The 6,800-nt window shown below is 67.0% G+C and carries 10 protein-coding genes; all 10 read right to left on the bottom strand.

Translation table 11 applies throughout. The annotated features are described in order from the left end of the window. Nucleotides 1–135 precede the first annotated feature (135 nt). Nucleotides 136–477 (bottom strand): metalloregulator ArsR/SmtB family transcription factor, encoded by a 342-nt coding sequence (locus WMJ97_RS13790; protein ID WP_347349581.1) that lies wholly within the window; start codon nt 475–477, stop codon nt 136–138. Further along, nucleotides 474–998: a heat-shock protein HtpX gene (locus WMJ97_RS13785; protein ID WP_347349580.1), complete on the bottom strand. Its 525-nt coding sequence runs from the start codon at nt 996–998 to the stop codon at nt 474–476. The genes WMJ97_RS13790 and WMJ97_RS13785 overlap by 4 nt, the downstream gene beginning before the upstream one ends. Nucleotides 999–1,133: 135 nt before the next feature. Beyond that, on the bottom strand, nt 1,134–1,508 hold the full coding sequence (locus WMJ97_RS13780) for a YlbF family regulator (protein ID WP_347349579.1): 375 nt from the start codon (nt 1,506–1,508) through the stop codon (nt 1,134–1,136). A 16-nt stretch (nt 1,509–1,524) separates the two neighbouring features. Continuing rightward, the gene (locus WMJ97_RS13775; RefSeq protein ID WP_347349578.1) at nt 1,525–1,926 is read right to left on the bottom strand and encodes a YlbF family regulator; all 402 of its coding nucleotides are present in this window, start codon (nt 1,924–1,926) and stop codon (nt 1,525–1,527) included. A gap of 70 nt (nt 1,927–1,996) precedes the next feature. After that, complete coding sequence (gene arsA / locus WMJ97_RS13770) at nt 1,997–3,748, bottom strand: arsenical pump-driving ATPase (protein ID WP_347349577.1); 1,752 nt, start codon at nt 3,746–3,748, stop codon at nt 1,997–1,999. A 1-nt stretch (nt 3,749) separates the two neighbouring features. Next, the gene (gene arsD / locus WMJ97_RS13765; RefSeq protein WP_347349576.1) at nt 3,750–4,127 is read right to left on the bottom strand and encodes an arsenite efflux transporter metallochaperone ArsD; all 378 of its coding nucleotides are present in this window, start codon (nt 4,125–4,127) and stop codon (nt 3,750–3,752) included. Between the two features lie 167 nt (nt 4,128–4,294). Next, entirely contained in the window at nt 4,295–4,537 is a 243-nt protein-coding gene (locus tag WMJ97_RS13760) for a thioredoxin family protein (protein ID WP_347349575.1), read from the bottom strand. A 76-nt stretch (nt 4,538–4,613) separates the two neighbouring features. Beyond that, nucleotides 4,614–5,663 carry a permease gene (locus WMJ97_RS13755; RefSeq protein WP_347349574.1) on the bottom strand — a complete coding sequence of 350 codons (1,050 nt, stop codon included), beginning with the start codon at nt 5,661–5,663 and terminating at the stop codon, nt 4,614–4,616. After that, nucleotides 5,660–5,974: a metalloregulator ArsR/SmtB family transcription factor gene (locus WMJ97_RS13750; RefSeq protein WP_347349573.1), complete on the bottom strand. Its 315-nt coding sequence runs from the start codon at nt 5,972–5,974 to the stop codon at nt 5,660–5,662. The genes WMJ97_RS13755 and WMJ97_RS13750 overlap by 4 nt, the downstream gene beginning before the upstream one ends. A 50-nt stretch (nt 5,975–6,024) precedes the next feature. Beyond that, nucleotides 6,025–6,800 (bottom strand): sulfite exporter TauE/SafE family protein (locus WMJ97_RS13745; protein WP_347349572.1); only part of this gene is annotated, 776 nt, incomplete at its 5' end.

The raw sequence follows: 6,800 nt of genomic DNA, 5'->3' as shown, positions 1-6,800 counted from the left end.
GTGTTGACGATAGAGACAACACAACCGTCGAGCGCCCCTACAGCAGGCCCATGTGGAAGGCGTCACGAGCTGCCCCGCCGTCGACCATGGAGATGCGGCCCGGCTCTTCCTGGGGTCTCCGGGGGAAGCGGCAGGCTATCCGGTGCAGCTCGAGACGAACGCCGCTACCGGACCGAGAGCACCTGCCCTCAGGCGGTAGTGCACCCAACGCCCTCGCTGGTCTCGCTCCAGGAGTCCGGATTCCACGAGCTTCTTGAGATGGTGCGACAGGGTGGGCTGGGAGATACCCAGGGCGCCCGGCAGGTGACAGGCGCAGGCGGTGGTGTCGGGGGAATCGGCGACCAGACGCAGCAGCCTGAGCCTGACCGGATCAGCCAAGACTTTGAGCACGGCGGTGAGTTGCTCGGCTTCGGAGGCGGGCATGAGTTCGTCATTGCTGGCCGGAGCGCACTCGAGCACAGGCAAGGTGCGGATCATCTCTTGAACCCTTTCGGATCGAGGGCCGCTTGATGGTGACCGCTGTCATTCGCCGTCCGACCTCCGAGCGGCGTGGCCTCACGTGCGGCTGTCATCGCCTGCAGGAGTCCGCGCACGCGCTCGGCCATGTCATCACGCATCAGTCGGACGCGCTCCAGTCCGTCGATCCCCTCATCCGCGGGGTCGTGGATCAGCCATGTTTCGATCGGGACCCGCATGCCCTCGACGGCGTCGACTCGGGCTTCGTTCCCGAGCACGATGATGCGGTCGGCTGTGGTGAGCATGCCCGGCTCGACGAGCCGGGTCGGCACCTGGTCGGACATGTCCGCGCCTAGTTCGGCGACAGCGATCGCGGACAGGTCGTGCACCTGTGCGTCCGGGTCGGTGCCTGCTGATCGGACGTCAACTAGCTCTCCGGCCAACTGCCGCATGATGGCTGCCGCCATCTGGGACTTGCCGGCGTTGTGGACGCACACAAAGAGCACCGTCGGCTTGGACTGCTCACCGGCTGCCTGGCTCACCCCGTCAGAGTGAGAGGTACCCATCACGGCCGCTCCTTGAACATTGACGAGTGTCGATTCGAACTGTAGCCCAGCCTGTGGATATGGCCCCCGATGCCGGAGACGCCGAACGCCCCACCGGCTCCCTGGCAGGGCTCAGCAGCTGCCGGAGGCTGGGGCGATGAGGCTCGGGTAGTCGGCGCCCAGTGCACCGCTCACATCACTGGCCACTGTGGGCAGGTATGCCTTCACGGCGTTTGTGGCCCGTAGGTGGTTCATGAGGACCTCGTTGGCCCGGACCCTTTCCTGGCTGCGTCGCAGTTGGTCGATCTGTTCCTGGCTCGGGGGCAGCCCGGCCTGTTGCGTGCGGACGTAGCTGGCCTGGGGGCCGCGGAGGGCCATCAAGATTCGCTGGGCGTCCACGTCGTCGGCCAGGGCGTCGGTCGCGGCCCGGTAGGCGGCCACGGCCGGGGTCTGGCGGAGTGCGCGGCCGAACGCCTGGGCGGCGTCGTGGAGTTCGGGTGTCAGCATGGTTCTCGTCTTCCTGTCAGCCGCAGCAGCCGCCGGAGCGGCTGTTGGCGGCGAAGTCGATGCCGATCTCGGCGGTCACGACGGACGCCGTGTCGCGACACACATCCTGGAACGCCGACATGGCCGCGGCGTAGGCCGCAACCGTCGGGACGGCGAGCATCGCTGCCTGGCCCCGCTCCAGGTCGGCACGGTGGGCGTCTGTCAGGACTCCCACCGTCATCTCGGCCCGGTAGTCCTGCTGGAGTTGTTCGAACGCGGCGATCGCGGCGTTCGCCTCGGCATCGGTGGAGATGGCCCCGTCGGCGGCGAGCAGGGCGGTGAACTCGGGGCTGGACTTCAGCGCCGCACCGAACGCTCGGGCGGCGGCGTGCACATCGGCTTCGGCTTCAGCCGGCGCCTGCAGGGTTGGGTTGAGCATGGGTTGTCGGGTCTCCTCGTGGTGAGTGGTGAAATATCGTCGAGGCCTGCTGGTCAGACTGCGTGGCGTGCTAGGAGGCCAGGCGGGCGAGCCGCTTGGGTCCGATGGGTTCCTCGTGCAGCAGGGGGACGATGGCGAGCCTGTTGGCGCGGGCCCGCACCGAGTCGACGGGGCCACCTTCCTGGGTTGCCCGGTGCCGGAGCAGGGGTGACGTGGTGGTGGCTGCGGCCAAGGACTGGTTGATGACCCAGGCCCAGGGGTGGATGCCGGCCCGTTTGAGGTCGTCCTCGAGGATGCCCGCTTCGAGGACCGGTGTGGTCTCGGGCAGGGTGACGAGCAGGATCCTGGTGTAGTCGGGGTCCTGGAGCCGCATCATCGGGGTGGCGTAGTGAGCCCCGTCGGGCATGTTGCGCGCGATCTCGCGGTGGTAGGAGCCGGCGGCGTCCATGAGCAGCAGGGTGTGGCCGGTGGGCGCGGTGTCCATCACAACGAACGTGCGACGCGCCTGATTGACCAGTCGGGAGAACTGCTTGAAGACCGCGACCTCCTCGGTGCACGGAGACAGCAGATCCTCGGCCAACAGGGCCCGCCCGGCATCATCCAGGTCCTTGCCCTTGGTCGCCATGACGTGATCGCGGTACTCCTGCACTGCCTGCTGCGGATTGACCTGCGACATGGTCAGGTTTGGCAGGGCGTCACCCTCACCCATCGTCTGCGCCAGGTGCCCGGCCGGATCGGTCGTGGTGAGGTGGACCTCATGCCCCAACTCGGCCAGGCGCGTGGCGATCGCCGCCGCGATGGTGGTCTTCCCGACGCCGCCCTTGCCCATACACATGATCAGCCCGTGCCCGGCGGCGGCGAGTTCGTCGACCATCTCGTTCAACGAGGGTGCGATGTCCTCACGCAAGTAGGCGGAGCCATTCACCGGTGCCGACGTGGAGCCCTGGGACAGGGAACGGAGGGCATCGAGGCCGACCATGTTTTCGGGCTTGAGCTCGATGACATCGCGCGGAATGCTCGCCAGCGAGACCGGCATGTCGGCCACTGCGGTGCGTTCACGTTCGCGGATGGCGACGACCAGACTGTCTTCGGCTCCTGCGGTGTCGGCGAGGACTCCGTTGATCACCACGTTGCTGGGCTTGATGCCGGTCTCGCTCAGCTCTTCGGCGGTCCGGGCGAGCTCGGCCAAGCTGGACGCCTGCGCCCGCGCGACGAGCACCAGTCGGGTGATCGAGGGGTCGGCCAGTGCGGCCACGGCCCCGCCGTAGAGCGTGCGTTGCTTCTCCAGGCCGGACAGCGGGCCCAGGCACGAGGCGTCGCCCTTGCCGGTGTCGAGGAAGCCGGTCCAGTCGCCGGGCAACTTCAGCAGGCGGATGGTGTGCCCGGTGGGGGCGGTGTCGAAGAGGACGTTGTCGTAGTCGGCGACCAGCGTCGGATCGGCCAGCAGGCCGGTGAACTCATTGAAAGAGGCGATCTCAGTGGTGCACGACCCGGACAATTGCTCGGTCATCTCGGCGATCTCCCGCGCGGGCAGGAACGACCGCACCGGGCCGATGATCCGCTCGCGGTAATCGGCGGCGGCCTGTTCGGGGTCGATCTCCAGCGCGTCGAGCCCGGGGACCGACGTCACTGCGGTGATGGTGTTGCCGATCGTCTGGCCGAACACCTGACCGACGTTGGACGCCGGGTCGGTGCTCACCAACAGCACCCGACGGCCGGCTTCGGCGAGCTGCACAGCCGAGGCGCACGCGATCGAGGTCTTGCCCACGCCGCCCTTGCCGGTGAAGAAAAGGAAGCGGGTGGGGTCGCTGAGGAACTTCATGTCAGCAACCGCCGGCGCCGCAGCACGCGGAGTCGGCGGCAGCGAGCAGGTTGAAGCGCGGACGAAGAGTCGGAGCGCCGAGGCCCGCGTAGCGGGCGAGCATGTCACGTGTCGGGTAGCTACCGGTCAGCACCGTCACGTCGTCGACCAGGACCAGGGGCAGGCCCTCCGATCCGGCGGCCTGAAGGAAGCTCATCACCGCAGGGTTATCCACGAACGCCGTCGGGTCGTTGGCGAGGTTGTGCCGTGTGATGGCGACACCCTGCTGCTTCACGTAGTCCAGGTCGGCGGAGAAGTTGACCAACGCCTGGTCAACATCCTCACCACAGACGCCGGTGTTGCAGCACAAGGCTGGCTCGAAAACACGAATACTGACCATGATTTCCTCTCAATGGCACATCGACGACCGTCGATATGACTCTAGCCCAATCGAATCGATGAATGTCAATCTGACGACAGGTGCACGGCGATCACTGCCCGCGGTGTGCCATCGCGCCTGCGGTCTGGCCACTGCCAGGTACCCGGTCGGCTGCGATGCGTGCGCCGTCAGCTCATGAGGGGGGTCAGGAGATCCTTGACCTGGCGAGCGCTGGGGACGCGTCCGGAGACGATGACCTTTTCATCGACGACCAGGCCCGGGGTGCTCATGATGTTGTAGGAGAGGATGTCGCCGTAGTCGGTGACCTTCTCGACGGTCGCGTCGATGCCAAGTTCGGCGACGGCCTGGCGGGTGGCCTTCTCCAGGTTGGCGCAGTTATTGCAGCCAGGGCCGAGGATCTTGATGTTCACAGTGTGGGTGCCTTTCGGGTTTAGAGGGTCCGTGTGAAGTGAGTTCGGTTCACGGGATGGCGTTGAGCTGTTCAGCTCACAGGATGGCGTTGAAGAGGTAGCCGACGGCGATGATGCCGGTGGCGGTGACGCCCACGAACGTGGCGATCAGCCTTGGCTTGAGGACGCGCCGGAGCAGGATCATCTCGGGAAGGCTCAACGCGACGGTGGCCATCATGAAGGCCAGCAGGGTGCCCATCGGCATCCCCTTGGCGTAAAGGGCGTCGATCAGGGGCAGGATGCCGGCGGCGTTCGAGTAGAGCGGGACGCCGATCAGCACCGCGACCAGGACGCCGAACGGGTTGTCGGCGCCGGCGTAGGTGGCGAAGAAGCTCTCGGGGACCCAGCCGTGGATCACGGCGCCGAGGCCGATGCCGACGAGCAGGTAGGGCCAGATCTTGCGGAGGATGGACGCGACCTCTTCGCGTCCCATCTGGAAGCGGTCGTCCCAGGTGAGCCCGACCGAGGGGTCGATGGGCTTGCCGCGCAGCGTCGTCTCGTAGACGAAAGACTCGACGTGGCGCTCGAGCTTGAGGCGTCCGATGACGAAGCCGGCGACGACGGCGATGGTGAGCCCGGCGGCCACGTAGAGGAGGGTGGGCCCGATGCCGAAGAGGCCCAGGAGCAGGGCGATGGCGACCTCGTTGATCAGCGGACTCGCGATCAGGAAGCTCATGGTCACCCCGAGCGGGACACCGGACGCCACGAAGCCGATGAACGCGGGCACGGCGCTGCAGGAGCAGAACGGGGTGACGATCCCGAGGCCGGCGGCGAGGACGTTGCCGACCCCCTCGCGCTTGCCTCCCAGCAGGGCGCGGGTGCGTTCGACGCTCATGAACGAGCGGAGCACGGTGACGAGGAAGATGATCCCGCTCAGCAGCAGCAGGATCTTGACGGTGTCGTAGAAGAAGAAGTGGACGCCGCTGCCCAGCCGGGACGTCAGGTCGAGGCCGGCGACGTCGCCGATCATCCAGTCCCAGAACGGCCTGTTCACCTGGTAGAGCGCGAACCAGGCGAGGGCCACGGCTGCGACGGTTCCCCAGCGGCGGACGCCCTGGCGTGTGCCCGAGTGGGTGATCGTGCTCATCGGACGACGACCAGTCGGCGGGCCATCGAGGCGGGGTCCGGAAGGGCGGCATGAAGCCGCTCCAAGGCCCCCTCGGTCAACGAGTAGTCGATCCAGCGTCCGCGTCGGGTGCCGACGATCAGACCCGCCTCGCGGAGCACCTTGAGGTGGTAGCTCAACAGGTTCCCCGGAATCGGCACGTCGACCTGCAGGTCGCAGACGCACGAGGGGCCTGCTGACAGGAGCCCTATCAACTGCAGCCGGACCGGGTCGGCGACGGCCGAGAGGAGCTCGGCAGCCGCGGCCAATTCAGCAGTTCTTGATTCAAGCATGATTGAAGCATGCTCCTTCCCGGGGGTCCCGGTCAACTCGACCCACCCCCTCAACCGACCAGGGCCACGACGCGTTGGAGCGCGAGTAGCACGAGCGCCAGCGCGAAGATCCGGGTCAGGGCGAGGCTCTTGACGCGCTTGGCCATGAAGCTGGAGCCCAAGTGCGCCCCGGCGATGGAGGCGAGCGTCGTCATCACGAGCAGCGTCCAGTCGAAGCGGGCGTCGGGCAGGTGAGCGATGAACGCCGAGAACGACGGCAGGGTCACCACGACGCTGTTGGTGGCGGCCGCCGTGCGCGCGGCGAACCCGAGAAGTACGAGCGTGGGCATCATCAGGAAGCCCGGGCCAACGCCGAGCAGCCCGGCGAAGACCCCGATCCCCGAACTCGCGCCGGCGGCCTTCCAGCGCGTCCGGTCGTTCACCGTGGACGGCGCCGCGTCGTCTTGCTTGGGTGGGAAGGCCATCCGCCAGGCCAGGAAGAGCAGGACCGCCACGTACAGCCACCACAAGACGGCGGTGGAGGTGAAGCGCAGCAGCCACACGCCGATCGGGGCGGCGATCGTGGTCACAATGAGCAACGGGATCGCGGTTCGCCAGTCGATCATCTTCTTGCGCGCGAAGGTCACAGCGCTCGAGATCGCGGTGACCCCGTTCAACCACAGCGACAGAGGCATGATCTCGTTCTTCAGATCCAGCCCGAACATCGCCAGTACCGGGGTCGCGATGAACGCCACACCCAACCCCATCATCCCCGACAGGAACGACAACCCGAACAGCACCACGGACAACACCAGGTACAAGGTCCAGCCGTCCACGATGCTCACTC

Origin of the sequence: Nigerium sp. (assembly GCF_039811905.1) — a bacterium.
Classification (GTDB): Bacteria; Actinomycetota; Actinomycetes; order Propionibacteriales; family Propionibacteriaceae; genus Propioniciclava.
The sequence above is the reverse complement of the archived record's forward strand: the minus strand, read 5'-3'. Positions and strand labels throughout refer to the sequence as shown.